The 16,114-nt window shown below is 35.8% G+C and carries 17 protein-coding genes, 1 tRNA gene and 1 other annotated feature; of the genes, 17 read left to right on the forward strand and 1 reads right to left on the reverse strand.

What is annotated here, in order from left to right; translation table 11 throughout:
- Positions 1 to 3: 3 nt before the first annotated feature.
- From DW761_RS05810 to DW761_RS05885, 16 genes are all read left to right on the forward strand, one after another.
- A complete protein-coding gene (locus tag DW761_RS05810; RefSeq protein WP_199485598.1) occupies positions 4 to 645 on the forward strand; it encodes an ABC transporter ATP-binding protein in 642 nt (213 codons plus the stop codon).
- On the forward strand, positions 629 to 1,402 hold the full coding sequence (locus tag DW761_RS05815) for a hypothetical protein (protein ID WP_117516777.1): 774 nt from the start codon (positions 629 to 631) through the stop codon (positions 1,400 to 1,402). The genes DW761_RS05810 and DW761_RS05815 overlap by 17 nt, the downstream gene beginning before the upstream one ends.
- Before the next feature lie 99 nt (positions 1,403 to 1,501).
- Positions 1,502 to 2,239 (forward strand): pseudouridine synthase, encoded by a 738-nt coding sequence (locus DW761_RS05820; protein WP_117454767.1) that lies wholly within the window; start codon positions 1,502 to 1,504, stop codon positions 2,237 to 2,239.
- Positions 2,240 to 2,288: 49 nt separating this feature from the next.
- Positions 2,289 to 3,035: a 16S rRNA (uracil(1498)-N(3))-methyltransferase gene (locus DW761_RS05825; RefSeq protein ID WP_117516779.1), complete on the forward strand. Its 747-nt coding sequence runs from the start codon at positions 2,289 to 2,291 to the stop codon at positions 3,033 to 3,035.
- Entirely contained in the window at positions 3,032 to 3,811 is a 780-nt protein-coding gene (locus DW761_RS05830) for a hypothetical protein (protein ID WP_117516781.1), read from the forward strand. The genes DW761_RS05825 and DW761_RS05830 overlap by 4 nt, the downstream gene beginning before the upstream one ends.
- Before the next feature lie 54 nt (positions 3,812 to 3,865).
- A complete protein-coding gene (gene mtaB / locus DW761_RS05835) occupies positions 3,866 to 5,152 on the forward strand; it encodes a tRNA (N(6)-L-threonylcarbamoyladenosine(37)-C(2))-methylthiotransferase MtaB (protein WP_117454764.1) in 1,287 nt (428 codons plus the stop codon).
- A gap of 13 nt (positions 5,153 to 5,165) precedes the next feature.
- Complete coding sequence (locus DW761_RS05840; RefSeq protein ID WP_117516783.1) at positions 5,166 to 6,632, forward strand: UDP-N-acetylmuramoyl-L-alanyl-D-glutamate--2,6-diaminopimelate ligase; 1,467 nt, start codon at positions 5,166 to 5,168, stop codon at positions 6,630 to 6,632.
- Positions 6,633 to 6,760: 128 nt separating this feature from the next.
- Positions 6,761 to 6,940 (forward strand): 30S ribosomal protein S21, encoded by a 180-nt coding sequence (rpsU, locus tag DW761_RS05845; RefSeq protein ID WP_002609166.1) that lies wholly within the window; start codon positions 6,761 to 6,763, stop codon positions 6,938 to 6,940.
- 154 nt (positions 6,941 to 7,094) lie between these two features.
- Positions 7,095 to 7,308: a binding site (T-box leader), on the forward strand.
- A 42-nt stretch (positions 7,309 to 7,350) separates the two neighbouring features.
- A complete protein-coding gene (locus DW761_RS05850; protein ID WP_117516785.1) occupies positions 7,351 to 8,871 on the forward strand; it encodes an ABC transporter substrate-binding protein/permease in 1,521 nt (506 codons plus the stop codon).
- Positions 8,864 to 9,601 carry an amino acid ABC transporter ATP-binding protein gene (locus DW761_RS05855; RefSeq protein ID WP_117454761.1) on the forward strand — a complete coding sequence of 246 codons (738 nt, stop codon included), beginning with the start codon at positions 8,864 to 8,866 and terminating at the stop codon, positions 9,599 to 9,601. The genes DW761_RS05850 and DW761_RS05855 overlap by 8 nt, the downstream gene beginning before the upstream one ends.
- A gap of 112 nt (positions 9,602 to 9,713) precedes the next feature.
- Positions 9,714 to 10,235: a hypothetical protein gene (locus tag DW761_RS05860; protein ID WP_117516787.1), complete on the forward strand. Its 522-nt coding sequence runs from the start codon at positions 9,714 to 9,716 to the stop codon at positions 10,233 to 10,235.
- Positions 10,236 to 10,436: 201 nt separating this feature from the next.
- Positions 10,437 to 10,637: a YabP/YqfC family sporulation protein gene (locus tag DW761_RS05865; protein WP_117454759.1), complete on the forward strand. Its 201-nt coding sequence runs from the start codon at positions 10,437 to 10,439 to the stop codon at positions 10,635 to 10,637.
- Positions 10,627 to 11,553 (forward strand): sporulation protein YqfD, encoded by a 927-nt coding sequence (locus DW761_RS05870; protein WP_117516788.1) that lies wholly within the window; start codon positions 10,627 to 10,629, stop codon positions 11,551 to 11,553. Before DW761_RS05865 ends, DW761_RS05870 begins: the two co-directional genes overlap by 11 nt.
- Positions 11,554 to 11,569: 16 nt before the next feature.
- Positions 11,570 to 12,562, forward strand: a complete 993-nt coding sequence (locus DW761_RS05875; RefSeq protein WP_117454757.1) for a PhoH family protein — start codon at positions 11,570 to 11,572, stop codon at positions 12,560 to 12,562.
- On the forward strand, positions 12,534 to 13,214 hold the full coding sequence (locus DW761_RS05880; protein ID WP_117454756.1) for a response regulator transcription factor: 681 nt from the start codon (positions 12,534 to 12,536) through the stop codon (positions 13,212 to 13,214). The genes DW761_RS05875 and DW761_RS05880 overlap by 29 nt, the downstream gene beginning before the upstream one ends.
- Positions 13,201 to 14,421 carry a sensor histidine kinase gene (locus tag DW761_RS05885; protein WP_117454755.1) on the forward strand — a complete coding sequence of 407 codons (1,221 nt, stop codon included), beginning with the start codon at positions 13,201 to 13,203 and terminating at the stop codon, positions 14,419 to 14,421. The genes DW761_RS05880 and DW761_RS05885 overlap by 14 nt, the downstream gene beginning before the upstream one ends.
- Before the next feature lie 427 nt (positions 14,422 to 14,848).
- On the opposite strand, the gene DW761_RS05890 is transcribed toward DW761_RS05885, so the two are convergent.
- Positions 14,849 to 14,923, reverse strand: a tRNA-Glu gene (locus DW761_RS05890).
- A 207-nt stretch (positions 14,924 to 15,130) separates the two neighbouring features.
- Between DW761_RS05890 and DW761_RS05895 the strand changes: the two genes are divergently transcribed.
- Positions 15,131 to 16,054: a substrate-binding domain-containing protein gene (locus DW761_RS05895; protein WP_117516790.1), complete on the forward strand. Its 924-nt coding sequence runs from the start codon at positions 15,131 to 15,133 to the stop codon at positions 16,052 to 16,054.
- The last annotated feature ends 60 nt before the right edge of the window (positions 16,055 to 16,114 follow it).

Consider the following 16,114-nt stretch of genomic DNA (forward strand, 5'->3'; position numbering starts at 1 on the left):
AAAATGAAGATAAAAGTTGAAAATGTTAGTAAAGTAATAAAAGGTCAATGTATTTTTCAAAATGTTAATGTAGAAATGAATTCTGGAAAGATTTATGGTTTTGTGGGATATAATGGGTGTGGAAAAACAATGTTATTACGTGTTATCAGTAATTTGGTAAAACCAACGGAAGGAGAATTATTTTTAGATGATATCCCGTATCGTACGATTCATCAAATGCCTAAAATCGGAATTGTACTAGAAAAACCTGATTTTTTCAATGAATTAAGTGGATTAGAAAATTTGGAAATGTTAGCAAAAATACGTAATGAAATTGGAATTAATGAAATTATAAATGCGATTAAGAAAGTAGGACTATTTACACAAGAAAATAAAAAAGTTGGGAAATATTCATTAGGCATGCGGCAACGGTTAGGAATAGCACAGGCGATTATGGAAGATAATGATATTTTGATTCTTGATGAAATCACAAGCGGTTTAGATGAAAATGGAGTTTCTATGATTTATGACGTTTTACATGAAGAAAAGAATAAAGGAAAGTTGATTATGATTACATCACATAATCGAAAAGATATAGAAAATCTATGTGATGTAACATATAAATTTAATAATGGGACGGTTCAGTTATATGAAACAAGTGAATAAACTTATCATTATATTTTTATTGATCGTTATTGCTTTGCTTGGTTATGCTTATTTCGCTGGGAAAAATTTAGAAACAAAAGCATATACGGGTTTGAATCATATTAAGGAAGTAATGCTAACTTTAGAAAGTGCTGGAAAAGAGGGGGATGTACCTTCATATCCCAATGTGACGGCTATGTATGAAACAAATGGGAATAAGATAGATACTTTATATGAGAATAGTGATTTAATTGCAAAAGTAACGTTGAAAAACCGTTCTCAAAAAATCAATACAATTTGCAGTGAAGTAGAAGTTTTAGATGTCTATAAAGGAGATATGAATATCAAAGAAACAAAAATTCAAATGTATGAACCTTTCAGAATTGAACATGGGATAAGTGAAGAAGATTTATTGTATGTGTTTGGAGCATGTTTGCCAATGCGAACACAAGAAGAATACATTGTATTTCTAAGGCGAGAGGATAATGGTAATTATAACCTTGTTTCTGGTTTATATGGGAAATATCATATAAAAGAAGATGCTTATTTGACAACGGATGGAAATAATATTTCTGTTGATATGATTTTGCATCATGACATGATTGATTTCAAAATGAGCGATTTAAAAAAAAGACAATATAATCAAGAAATCATGGCTGGCAGTTTGAGTGAAGAAATGGCGTTAGATGCATTGGACTCTTTTAGCGTACTAGAAAAGCTAAAAGAAACAAGAGCAAACATACGTTCGCAATTTTCTGCATATGGCATCGCTTCATGATGTAAAACAATGCGAGTATAGTGGCTTGCATTGTTTTTTTTATAAAATCTTTTACAATTTACATCATTTCGTGTACAATTAAGCAGTGAGGTGTCAGATATGGAACGTTTACAGAAAGTAATAGCACAGGCAGGAGTTGCATCCAGAAGAAAAGCGGAAGAAATGATCGCACAGGGACGTGTCAGCGTCAATGGAGAAATCGTGTCTGAAATGGGATATAAAGTAAAAAAAGGAGATTACATTGAAGTTGATGGAAATCCAATTGAAAAAGAAAATAAAGTGTATTTTTTAATGAATAAGCCTAAGAAAACCATGTGTACATCAAATGATGAATTTGACCGTACATGTGTAGTGGACCTGATTCATTGTAAAGAACGTATTTTTACAGTAGGTCGATTAGATTATGATACCAGTGGTGTTTTGATTTTAACCAACGATGGAGATTTCGCAAATGCAATCATTCATCCCCGTTATCACATTCCCAAGGTTTATAATCTGACAATCAATGGAATTTTAACGATTGAAGATATGAAAAAAATCAAAAATGGAATCATTTTAGATGATGGCACAAAGACCTTACCGGCAAAATTCAAGTTTACGGAAAAAGATAAAGAAAAGAATCAGTGCAGTTTTGATTTGACGATTTGTGAAGGCAGAAACCGTCAGATCAAACGAATGATGGAAGCTCTTGGATATGAAGTACGTCGTCTGCATAGAAAACAGATTGCTTTTTTACATTGTAGTGATTTAAGACAGGGAGAATACCGTATCTTAAAACCTTTTGAGGTAAAACAATTGCGTTCTCTTGCGGAAAAAGGCGAAATGAAAAATAAATAACAGGGACATTCCCTGATTTTTCATGTATTAGGAATTGAGGTGTAGATATATGCAGCAGTATTTTATTGATACGATCGCGCATATGAATGATCAGATAGCTTTAAACACAGAACAATCCCATCATATTACACATGTTTTACGTATGCGGGAGGATGATGTGATACGTATTGTGGATACATCTTCACAGATGTATTTTGCTCATATTCATATCGATGGGAAGCATGTGTTCGCACATATTGATGAGATGATTGAAGATCATACAAAGAATAAAGTACATATCACACTGGCACAAGGCTTGATTAAGAAGGAAAAGTGGGATTTTCTGCTACAGAAAAGTGCAGAATTAGGTGTTAGTTGTATCCTGCCTTTTATCTCCAGCCGTACGGTTGTGAAGATGAAAGATGAAAAAGCAGATAAAAAGCGTCAGCGATATGAAAAGATCCTTCAAGAAGCCTGTGAACAATGTAAACGTAGTACATTGGTAGAATTTCAGGATACCGTTGATTTAAAAAAAATAAAAGATGTAGAAGCAGATTTGAAACTGATTGCTTATGAAGATGCTGATCATCAAAGTGAACATTTGTATCAGGTATTGCAACAGCATAAAAATATTTCTTCTGTATTGGTGGTTGTAGGCAGTGAAGGCGGTTTTTCTATAGAAGAAGTGGAACAATTGGAAGCAAGTGGTTTTATCCGCGTGTCTTTAGGCGCAAGGATATTACGTGCAGAAACTGCTGCTATTTCACTCATCAACAACATTGCTTTCTTTTATGAGATGGTGGGGGATCAATCATGAAGACGCTTGTGGAATTATTGAATAAAACATATGATCAAAAATTAGAGAATCATAAAGAATATAAAAAAACGTTAAAAGAAATGAAAAACTTTTTGACAGAAAATAAAGTAACCTGTTCAAAAAGTGATGATATTGATTGTATACATTATGAAATTTATGTGTCATCCATCAAAAATAAACAGCATTTTGAAGAAGTATTTTTTGATACGTATGTGAAAATGTATGATTATTGGTATGATTTGACATATAAAGAACGTAAACAACAGATGAACGTGGATATTGATGCCTGTAAGCAGGATATGAAGCATTTCATGTATGAAGAGGAAGAAATCTTTATGCCATGTTTCGATTCACGTATGAATCATTTATATAATACGGAAATCGTTTTACTGGATTTAAAACAGTATCATACATTTATCCGTGATTTTGAAAAGGAAATCAAAGATGATCTTTATGGCGTATTACCATATGAAAATGGTTTTACAAGTACACAGGTATATGCCCAGATGGGAGATAGCTTTGTGGTGTATCAGCCAATGGTTCACCGTTTCTATTGTTTTTTGCATGGTCACTATACCAGCAGCTTGTCCCTTGATCCTAAAATGCAGAATATAGATGAAAAAGAACTGCGTATGGCAGCAATGCTGTTTTTGCTGGGACGTGAGGAGGATCTTGCCCAAATGCTGATAGAAAGTACTTTGATTCCTGATAAAATGAAGAAAAAAATCAGTAAATTACTGGAAAAGCAGGCAAAAAGGAATAAAAATAATACCTAGAAACCTTTTCAAGCGATATGATTTAGAGTATAATCAACACTAAGGAGTGAGTGCATGACTACATTTGCGATTGCGACATTGGGATGTAAAGTAAATACATATGAATCCCAGGGTTATGAAAGTGCATTGTTAGATAAAGGATATGAAGAAGTATCCTTCAAAGATAAAGCCGATATTTATATCATTAATACCTGTGCAGTAACCAATACGGCAGGTGCAAAAAGCAGACAGAAAATCCATCAGGCACATGCAGCCAATCCAAACGCTATCATTGCGGTGGTTGGTTGTTATGTACAGACATCAAAAGATGCAATGGAAGCGATGGAACATGTCGATATTATTGTTGGAAGTGATGGGAAGAGTCAATTGGCAGATATGATTGAACATGCTCTGATACATAGAGATAAACAGATCATGCTGCATGATGTGCGCCAGGTAAAGGCTTTTGAAGCCCTTCCTATTCATAAATTTGAACATCAGACAAGAGCATTCTTGAAGATACAGGATGGCTGTAATCAGTTTTGCAGCTATTGTATCATTCCCTATGCACGTGGTGCTGAGCGTTCTTTAAAGGAAGAAGAAGCATTACGTGTTGCTACGGATCTGGTGAAAAACGGACATTTGGAAATTGTATTAAGTGGTATACATACGGGTCGTTATGGTCGTGATATCCATACAAATCTTTTACATTTGATGAAACGTATGGTAAATGAAATCGATGGATTAAAACGTATTCGTATTTCATCCATTGAAATGAATGAGCTGAGTGATGAATTGTTAATGTATATGAAAGAAGAACCAAAAATAGCACGTCATTTACATATACCGATTCAAACCGCAAATAATACTGTATTGAAGAATATGAATCGTCCTTATGATGTGGAATGGTTTAAACAGCGTGTGGCATATATTCGTTCTTTAATGCCGGATATTTCCATATCCACGGATGTAATTACTGGTTTTCCTCAGGAAAGTGAAGAAGAATTTGCGGATACCATGAAGAATATCAAAGAAATCAATTTCTCTTTTCTGCATGTGTTTCCATTCAGTAAACGTGACAATACCGTTGCGGCAAAGATGAGTGGGCATATTGAAAACAAAGTAAAAAAAGAACGTGCGGGAAAACTGATTGAAATAAGTAAAGAACTTTACGATAACTATAAAGAACGCTTTATTGGCAAAGAAGTAGATGTATTGTTAGAAAAAATGGAAGATGGCTATTTATTTGGGCATACCAGTGAATATCTGCCGGTTTATGTCAAAGGAAATCCTGAAGATCTCCACAAAATGAAGAAAGTTGTCATTCAGACATTTGAAAACGATAAGCTTTATGCAGTTTAAGGAGGCATCTTACATGAAACTGTCACAGATGTTTGATAATGCGCCGGATATAGAAATTGGCGGATTATGTATTGATTCAAGAAAAGTCAAGAAAAATGATATGTATTTTTGTATGGAAGGCATGGTACATGATGGGCATGAATTTATTGATGAAGTCATTGATAAAGGTGCTGTATGTATTGTTCATACCAAACCTGTTGAAAATACACGAAAAGGCGTTGCGTACATCAAGGTAGAAAATGTAAACAACACGCTAAATATCCTTGCCAGTAAGTTTTATGGCTATCCAAGTCGGAAACTGAAAGTATTTGGTGTAACTGGCACAAATGGAAAAAGTACGATCACAAGCATCATAAAGGATGTATACAGTCATTTTGAACCATGTGGCTATATCGGTACGATTTCCATCAGTTATGGAGATGTGGTTTTACCACCTAGTTTAACGACACCAGATGCGATTTTGATACATAAGACATTAAAAGATATGCTGGATGCGAAGATGAAGGCAGTGGCTTTGGAAGTCAGCTCTCATGGATTAGAACTTGGACGTGTACAAAGTGTTGATTTTGATGTTGCGATATTTTCCAATCTGACATATGATCATTTGGATTTTCATGGAACGATTGAAAATTATTTTGAAGCGAAAAAGAAATTGTTTACCAATTTAAAACCGGATGGCGTCGCTGTATTGAATATGGATGATGCATACTTTGAACGTTTAAAAGAAGCGTGCAGTGCACGTATTGTGACATATGGTATTGAAAAAGACGCAGACTATCGTGGCAGTGAGATTCAGATTGGAACGGATGGTTCTAGTTTTATCCTGTATCATGATGGAAAAGAATACCCAGTAAGAACCAACCTAGTGGCAATGTATAACATTTCCAATCTGTTGGCAGCGATTGCGGCTATGGCAGAAAGTGGTATCCCATTAGAAGAAATTTTACCATACGTCAATTCTTTGACACAGGTAGATGGAAGAATGGAACGAATCGATGAAGGACAGTTGTTTAATGTCATCGTAGATTTTGCACATACCCCGGATGGTTTGGAAAAGGTATTTGAATATGCGAAGAGTATCACGGAAGAGGGCCATGCGATTATTTCTGTATTTGGTTCTGCAGGAAAACGTGATACCAAGAAACGTAAGGTGTTTGGAGAGATTGCGGATCGTTATTGTGAAAGTATTATTTTAACTGAGGATGATCCACGTGATGAAGATCCAAGAGATATCGCCAATGAAATCAAAGGCGGTATTGAACACACCAATAACATCTTTATTGAAGATCGCTATGCAGCAATTCGTCAGGCTATTGAAAGTGCCAATGTTGGCGATACGGTACTGATCCTTGGAAAAGGGGATGAGGTATTTATGTATCGTGAATTTGGCAGAGAGCCATGGATGGGTGATAACCATGTCGCTCGCCACTGTATTAGAAAATACTGTTTGGGACTTGAAGATGACGAAGAAAAGCTGTAAGGGATATAGGAAGTAACGCTTTTAAAGAAAAAAACTTTGAAAAATCTCATCAAATATACAAAATTAGTTGCATTTTTCAAATGTTTTCAGTATAATAGTGTTGCTTGCATCAGAAGGGAGGGTAAATCATGCCGAAAGTAGTATTAAAAGAAAACGAAGTTCTTGATGATGCTTTACGTAGATTCAAACGCCAAGTGTCAAGAAATGGAACCCTTGCTGAAGCTCGCAAAAGAGAGTTTTATGTAAAACCAGGCGTACGCCGTAAATTGAAATCAGAAGCTGCACGTAAAGCACGTCGCGGTAAATAAGAAGAAGGAAACTTCTTCTTTTTTTATGCCAGATGGTCAACGATGCATAGGATAGTGTAGAGGCGTATCTTTTGTGGATGGATAAATATGTGTAAAATTTATAAAAACATATATTGACAAATAAAAAAAGATACAGTAAGATAAAAACACTTATAAAAAAATGTGGATCAGAAGGAGTATAAAGAATTTCGCCATCAGCGAGCTGATACAGAGTGGAAGGTCAGCGGTAAGAAATCTTTAGAAGCGCATCTGGGAGTGTCCCTTTGAAAACAGTAGAAGGGGTCGTCTGCCTTACGTTACAAGGCTAAAGATCTTTTGTGGGATACAGAAGATGAAACAGAGTGGTACCGCGATACGTCGCCTCTAATCGAGGCGGCGTTTTATTTTTATAAGGAGAAAGGAAGATCAATATGAAACAAATAAAAAAATTGTTAACGATTCTAAGTGTGCTGGCAATCATTTGTGTAAACATGCCAATCATTCATGCAGAAGACGATAACACACAAAAAGGCGAGGGCGACTTTTTACAACAGATTTTAGACCGTGGCGAATTAATTGTCGGTACATCACCAGACTTTCCGCCAATGGAATTTATTGATACAACCAAAACAGGACAGGATCAGTATGTTGGCTGTGACATTGAACTTGCAAAATATATCGCAGATTCTTTAGGCGTTAAGCTGACAATCAAAGCAATGGACTTTGATGCAGTACTTGCCAGTGTAACAACCAAACAGATTGACCTTGCAATCACTGGTATTACAAAAACACCTGCCCGTGAAGATTCTATGGAAATGAGTGATTCTTACTTTGATGAAGAAGGCGAATCCGGCTGGCAGGGTATCCTGATCAAAGAAGATAAAAAAGATGTATACACTTCTTTGGATACATTAAAAGGCAAAAAAATCGCAGTACAGGCAGGCAGCCTGCAGGACTTATATGTCAGTGAACAATTGCCTGATGCAAAGAAACAGTATATCACACAGTTAAATGATGCGATTGAATTATTAAACAACGGTACCGTTGATGCAGTCGCAACAGCTTATGGAACTGGCCAAGACTTTGTAAAACAAAAAAGCGGCCTGTATATTGGAGAAGAACTGTTATTCACATTAAACAAAGATTATACAGGTAATCGTATCGGTATTCCAAAAGGTGAAACAGCATTGTTGTATCGTGTGAATGATATCATCAAGGATGTCAAAGACAAACACCTTTATGAAGAATGGTATCAGACAGCTTTAAATTATGACAAACAGAAAATTGAAGGAAACTATTTACAACGTGTTGCACAGATTTTCAGCATTTACTGGCCAAAATTCTTGACAGGCCTTGCTGCTACATTAGGTCTTGCCCTTATCACTGTCATTGGTGGTACACTGCTTGGAACGATCCTTGCACTTGTAAAATTATCTAAGAATAAATTTGTGAAGTTTCTATCCAGTGCATATGTAGAAATCATTCGTGGTACTCCATTATTATTACAGTTATGGCTGTTTGTAACAATATTTGCGATGTTTGGAAACGATCAGATGATCGTCAGTGTCATTACCGCACTTGTAATCAATTCCAGTGCATATGTCGCAGAAATCATTCGTGGTGGTATCATGTCTGTGGATAAAGGACAATGGGAAGCTGCGAAGAGTCTTGGTATGAGCAATCAGCATATGATGGTAAAAATCATTTTCCCACAAGCATTCAAGACGATTCTTCCATCTCTTGGTAATGAATTTATCATGATGGTAAAGGAAACATCTCTTGCATCTACTTTCTATATCGGAGAATTGATGACTGCCAACAATGTCGTAAAAACCGCAACATATTTCTCACTTGAAACATTAACGATTACTGCCATTATTTATTTCGTGGCTACATTTACTTTAAGTAAACTGGTAAATTATATGGAAAGGAGGCTGAGTGTCAGTGACTAGTCAAGCATTGATCAAAGTTGAAAATCTAACAAAAAGTTTTGGTGATCTGGAAGTATTAAAAGGCATCAATGAAGAAATACATGAAGGGGAAGTTGTAAGTATCATCGGACCTAGTGGTTCAGGAAAAAGTACATTCCTTCGTTGTTTAAATCTATTAGAAGTGCCAACTGATGGTAAAGTGATTTTTGAAGGTGTCAATATCGCAGATAAAAGTGTGAATATCGATACACACCGTCAAAAAATCGGTATGGTATTCCAGCATTTCAATGTATTCCCACATTTGACTGTATTAGAAAATATTACCATTACACCGACGCTAGAATTAAAAATGCCAAAAGAAGAAGCTGAAAAGCTAGGCTGTGAATTACTTGCGAAAGTCGGCCTGCTGGATAAAAAGGATGAATATCCAAGAAAACTGTCTGGTGGACAAAAACAGCGTTTGGCAATCGTACGTGCCCTTGCCATGCATCCGGATGTCATTTTATTTGATGAGCCTACCAGCGCATTAGACCCAGAAATGGTAAAAGATGTACTGGATGTTATCAAAGGTTTGGCAGATCAGGGAATGACGATTGTAATCGTTACTCATGAAATGGCATTTGCGAAACAAATCAGTGATCGTGTGTTGTTTATGGATGGTGGTTATATCCAGGAACAGGGAACACCTGATCAGATCTTCAATCATCCACAGAATCAAAGAACGATTGAATTCTTAAGTAAAGTATTATAAAACAAATGGAATCCTCATGATGAGGGTTCTTTTTTTAGACTTTACAATATTATAAAAAGTGTTATCATGAAGTTAACAGATATAGATAGAATAACAGGCAAGGAGCGATAATATGAAAATTTCTGAGATTATGAAAACCGGAACATATATTCCAGCAGGTTTTAAGATAAACGATACGATATACGATGCAGCTTATCCTTTTCCATTATTAAGTGTTGATATGAATGATGAACGTATTTTGATTTCAGCGCCACTTCATACAGATGCTTTTATCGCTTATCCTAAGAAAGAAGAAATCTGCATACCATTTGATCAGGTAAAGACCATACGCTGTCATGCCCAGAAATGGTATGGAGGACCTTTACATAAACCGTATACAGATTTGTTTCGTTTTCCTATCGTTGTAGATATTGAACTTTTGAATCACACAACATACAAATTCAGAAATAATGCTTTGATCATGATCTATGATATTTATCAGCTGATACAGGATAAAAATATTGTATTTGTTGATGAGAAGCATCTGATGAAGATGTTAAAGAAAATAAACACAAAGCAAAGTGCATTAAATATTGATATTGCAGTTGTGGAAGTATTAGCGCCTATTGCAGAACAATTTGAATTAATCGCATAAAAATACAAAAGGAAAATCTTTAGAGTATGTGTACGATGCATACTCTTTTTCCTATAGATCGTATCATCATAAGAGTTTAAATTTAACAAAAACATTACAAAACCATCCTTTTCTTTACATTATAATAAAATGGTAAAGGAAGGTGAGAAAGAACTGGCATAACATCACATAAAAAAACATATCTTGTATAGAGGTGAGTGTATGCTTTCCATAGAAAATAATAAGATTATGATGGAACATTATACGGAACTTGTTTCCGTTACATCCAGCTTTGTAAGTGTACGTTTTAAAGATTACAAACTGCATGTATCCGGTAAAGACTTAAAAATATTGGCATTAGAGGCAACTGAAATTTATATGGCAGGAAAGCTGGAAAGCATCGAGTTTGTTTATGAAAAATAAGAAATCAATCGGACTGGATCAATGGAAACTATATGGTTCACTTTTACATGTCTTACAAATTGCCTCTCGTTTTCATATTGCGATGTACGATGCACAAGAATATAAAGGCTATGTCATTGTCTATGTGCCAGTATATGAGCGCCATATCATTTTTGCACATTTTGAAAACTGTGAACATCTATGCACCACAGGAATGTTAGGCTATCTGTTTCGTTCTTTGAAAAAGCCAGCCAGGGTGGCAGGAATCATATGCGCTATTATTTTATGGTATGGATTATCTCATATGGTATATGCAATCGATATCAAAGGCGAAGATGATGAAAGCCGGGCGCTGATTCAAAAAACATTGAAAGATATGCAGATTGTGGTCCCTTTTTATGAAAAAGATACAGCACAGTTAAAAACGGATCTAAAGAAAAAACTGGAAAATAAAATTGCATGGCTGGAAATTGAGAAAAAAGGCAGTCGCTATCAAATCTCGTATACACCAAAAGAATTCGCCATCATTGAACAGCTGAAGCATGAAGAACTCATCGCCCGATGTGATGGTGTGATACAGCGTTTTGATGTTTTACATGGCAACAAGCTGCATAAGGTCAATGAATTCGTGCATAAAGGCGATGTCCTTGTTTCTAATGTGATTGATACATCCAGCAACAGTAAAGAAGAACTGTTTGTAAAGGGTAGAGTATTTGCTTATACATGGAAAGATGTACATGTCCAAATGAAGGACGATAAAATGCCCAAGGCATTTCAGTATTATATGCTGTTATTTCAGGCAAGAGATAAAATCAGCGAACAAATGAAGAAAGATGATGCACTCTATAAGGAAAATATTTTGCAATTCTCCAAAGAAGCGGGTAAAATAAACATGGTAGTACATTACACACTGATTCAGGATATTACCACGCCTTGAATGTGAAGGAGAATTTATGGACAGAAAATATACAATAGAAGTAAGCGATAAAGATATGAACCAGATCGTAAAGTTATGTGGACCAAACGATAAACATTTAGATGTAATTCGTGAAGCATTCACATGTCAATTGACTTTACGTGATAACCAATTTGTGATCCTTTGTGAACAAGAGGATACCATAAACAAAATCAAAGAAGTTCTACAGGCATTGTTTGACATGATGGATCAACATATCGATCTTAGTGAACGAGATGTGGATTATTGTTGCCGTTTGGCAAAGCTTGGCAAAATTAAAGAAATCGGCAATACGTATCAACAGCCGGTAGGAAAAACCATCAATGGAAAAATGATTTATCCCAAAACGATTGGTCAGCGCCAGCTGCTTCAGGCAATGCGTCATGCGGAAATCGTATTTGCCACAGGAGTTGCTGGTACGGGGAAAACCTATCTGGCTGTTGTCTATGCAGCCAATCTTTTGAAAAAAGGAGAAATCAAAAAAATCATACTAACCAGACCAGCCGTAGAAGCCGGAGAAAATCTGGGCTTTTTACCGGGTGATTTAAAAGAAAAAGTAGATCCATACTTACGTCCATTATATGATGCATTATATGATACCTTAGGCAATGAACAGGTAGAAAAGCTTCTGGAAAAAGAAGTGATTGAAATTGCACCATTAGCGTATATGCGTGGAAGAACATTAGATAATGCATTCATTATTCTGGATGAAGCACAGAATACCACCAGAGCGCAGATGAAAATGTTTTTGACACGTATGGGATTTCATTCCCGTATTGTGATTACCGGAGATGTAACACAGATCGATTTGATCAAAAAACGTGACAGTGGACTGTTAAACGCAAAACAGCTGTTATATGGTATTGAGGGTATCTCCTTTGTGGAACTTACAAGTCTTGATGTTGTACGTCATCCACTTGTTCAAAAGATCATTGAACGTTATGAGAAGGAGGAAGAAGGGTATGGCGAAGATTTTATTAATCGAAGATGAAGAAAACATTCGTAAGATTATAGCTTATGATTTAATAAAAAGCGGATATGATATCACCGAATGTGGGGATGGAAAAGAAGCCATCGAGCAAGTCATGAAGGAAGATTTTGATGTATTGATCATTGACTGGATGCTGCCACATTACAGTGGCATTGATATCGTCAAGAAATTACGCAGTGAAGGAAAAGACAGTATTATGATCATGCTGACAGCAAGAGATGATGAGTCAGATATTCTGTATGCCTTTGAACAAGGTGTAGATGATTATGTAACAAAGCCATTTTCACCAAGGGAACTGCTTGCACGTGTCAATGCACATTTAAAACGCCAGCAGAAGAAACAGGATGAAAAACATTGTATTGGTGATTTGATCATGGATATGAAGCGCAGGGAAGCTTTCATCAAAGATGAACAAATGACATTGACTAAGAAAGAATTTGATCTGCTGGAGTATTTTGTACAAAACAAAAATATCGTATTGTCCCGTGACAGCATCTTAAATGACATCTGGGGCTTTGATTATGATGGCGACACCAGAATTGTGGATGTACATGTTTTCAAGCTGAGAAACAAATTAAACGGCTCTAGCGTACATATCAAATCATCCAGAGGTGTAGGCTATCTGCTAGAGGAAAAACATGAAGCAGAATAAATTCATTGTGATGTTCTACTTTCTGCTTATATCCGCATTAGTAGAATATTTCCTTGATTTTGATGTATATGTCATGATCATTTTAATGAGTATTGGCTTTGGGTTTTTATGGCTGTATCTGGAAAACACGCAGAAAGCCATGCAGATCAAAGAAAATCTAGAGCTGCAGGAAGAAATCAAATCAACTGCCAAAGATGCTCATTTAAAAAATAAACAGCTGCTGGCAATCGTTGGTAGTATCCCATTTCCTATGCTGTTAATGGATCAGTTTGGAAATATCGTTATGCATAACAACTTGTCTGAGATATCCTTAGATATGCCTTTTCAGGACGATATGAGCTATTTAAACAATAATTTCGTAAGACCTATATCTGAATTCATAAAAGACGCTTTCATCCTGGAAAAGCCCTTAGATAAGATTATGAAGGTAAATGGTGTAGAATATCAGGGACTTAGTGTTCCTGTTACCGCAAAAAAGAAATACAGCGGCTGTTTGATACTGTTTCAAGATATCTCCAAAACTTTGGAAGGCGAAAAAATCCAGAAGCGTTTTATTGCGGATGCATCCCATGAATTAAAAACACCAATTGCAGTCATCAAGGGGATGGTAGAAATCCTAAACCGTGATGATTTTGACGATGAACCCACACGAATTGAATTCATGAAACAAATCGAAGTAGAAATCAATAGATTAGATGTCCTTGTCAAAGATCTGCTTCAGCTTTCACGATTATCCATGTCAAATCCAATATTGGAACGTAGAAAAATCAATATATGTGAGATAATTCAAAAATGCATCCATTCCTTAGAAAAACAAGCTGAAAAAAAAGGCTTATCCATCATTTGTGATTTTCATAGTCAGGATGAAGTATTCGCTGATCCAGGCAAAATGCAGCAGGTCATTGTCAACCTGTTAAGCAATGCCATTAAATACAGTGATTCAGGAACCATTACCTTAAGGACAAAGAATGAATCACCTTATTATATTATCGAGGTAGAAGATCAAGGCGCTGGTTTAAACGAATATCAGCTTTCTCATATTTTTGAACGCTTTTACCGTGTTGATGATGATCGAAGCAGAAAAAGTGGGGGAAGTGGCTTAGGACTTCCAATTGTTAAAGGTATCATTGATGCACATGGAGGCAAGTTAGAGGTACATAGCACCCCAGGCAAGGGAACCACTTTCTCTATAAAATTAAAGAATTAAAAAAAACTTATCCTTGATGAATGCTCATTAGTTAAGGATAAGTTTTTTACTATTTAGAATTTGATGCTTTTTGGTGGTATAACTTGATTTTATATTTATCAAAGAAGTTAGAAAACTACTATTTCAACAGCAACGAGTATGTTGGAATACACGCTGTGCACTCTTTGGGCGTGAATGCAGCAATATAAAAAATCTTTGTAAGCATTTTCCTTCTTTTTTCGCTGTCTTATAAAGCCTACTCATAAGTTCTATGAACCATTCGTGCTTGTGATGCATCTTGTGAAAAACCTTTATAATACTGGGATGTATTATATCCGTAATGCTTATAATTATCTGAGAGGATAGATTTCCTAATCATAAATTTTTATCTTTTATGATTATAAATTAGTATAAAAAAAGCCTTTTATCCAAAGGCTTGCTTTTTATATGGTATCGCGTACGGGACTTGAACCCGTGATACAGCCTTGAGAGGGCTGTGGCTTAACCGCTTGCCGAACGCGACATTTTTTCTGCTTACCTATTATAGCACTATCACACAATTGTTTGCAAGAAAAAAATGACAGAAATAGGAAAGAACATACAAAACATAAGTCAAATAGAAATATCATTTTTAACATTTCCTTTACATAGCCTTCATATTCTATTTACAATCATCCCTTATCATATAGGTGTATTCAAGGAAGAATATGAAATACAGGAGGAATGAAGCATGAAGAAATTATTTGTTAGTTTATTAGCAGTCGCTTTGCTGGCGGGATGTGCAAGCAATGGGGAAACTGGCAAGGTAAGTGGAAAAATCGTGGTATATACACGTGATTCATCTAGTGGAACAAGAGAGGCATTTGAAAAAGGAATCGGCTTTGAAAAGGAACTTACAAAAGATGCTACGGAAGTAAAAAGCAATGATGATATGGCAGCCAAAGTAGGGCAGAGTGTGAATGGAATCGGCTATACTTCTTTATCTACTGATTTTGAAAAAAACAATGTCAAAGCTTTACAGTATGAAGGTGTAAATGCGTCAAGTGAAACGGTATTAGATGGATCTTATAAACTACAACGTCCATTTGTATATGTCACAAGAGCAGAAGGTGATTTTGGAAATGATGATAAACAGCAGCTGATCAAAGCTTTCTTGGATTTTATTTCTAATTCACAAGAAGGCATGGAAGTGGTAAAAGCAGCTGGTGGTGAAGTGGATATCACAAAAGCAAAACCATGGGAAGAAATAGCAAAAAATTATCCGGTATTGAATAAGGATAATGCGAAAATTACAATTCGTACAGTAGGTTCTACTTCTGTAGAAAAAACCATTAAGGCGGCGCTTGAAGCATTCTCTCCACTTGCTGGAAATGTATCATATACCATGAATCAAAGTGGTAGTGGGGATGCTGTAAAGTATACACTGGGTAGTGAAAAAGATGGCGCAAATGCCGGGGATATTGGATTTGCCAGTCGAGCATTAAAGGAAGATGGCAGTGAAGATATTTCAAAAGCAATGCTAAATGGACAATATTGCATCGATGCAGTTGTGGCAGTGGTAAATAAAGATAACCAGAATATTACCAATATGACGCAGGCACAGTTAAAGGACATTTTCACAGGTAAAACGACAAACTGGGAAGATATTCAATAAAAACAAGCAATTGACAGTCTGAAAAAACAGGCTGTCCTTTATGAATTTGATAAGGAACGG

It is taken from the genome of Absiella sp. AM29-15 (genome assembly GCF_003434225.1).
Lineage (GTDB): Bacteria > Bacillota_I > Bacilli_A > Erysipelotrichales > Erysipelotrichaceae > Hoskinsella > Hoskinsella hominis.